This is a genomic window from Methylophaga sp. SB9B, assembly GCF_004832235.1.
GTDB lineage: Bacteria > Pseudomonadota > Gammaproteobacteria > Nitrosococcales > Methylophagaceae > Methylophaga > Methylophaga muralis.
The window spans coordinates 1-255 of the sequence record NZ_SSXS01000049.1 but is presented as its reverse complement, the minus strand read 5'-3'; the positions used below and the strand labels follow the sequence as shown (position 1 = coordinate 255).

At 45.1% G+C, this 255-nt stretch carries 1 protein-coding gene; it reads right to left on the bottom strand.

The features are described from left to right. Positions 1-255, bottom strand: a 255-nt coding sequence (locus tag E8Q33_RS15080) for a winged helix-turn-helix domain-containing protein (protein WP_211116198.1), incomplete at both ends; no start/stop codon positions are given.

Here is a 255-nt window from a genome sequence, read left to right as displayed (position 1 = left end):
TCGTGATTACTTGGCTCAAGTGCTTTACGTAAACGACGAATATGCACATCCACTGTGCGCTCCTCTATATATACGGTGTCGCCCCAGACAAAATCCAACAATTGCGAACGGTTATAAGCCCGCTCAGGGTTTTTCATAAAGAAATGCAATAGACGGAATTCGGTCGGGCCCAATTCAATTCTTTCGCCATTGACCAATACCCGGTGACTCTTTGTATCCATCACTAATTCACCCATCTGCAATTTCTGGGCATCA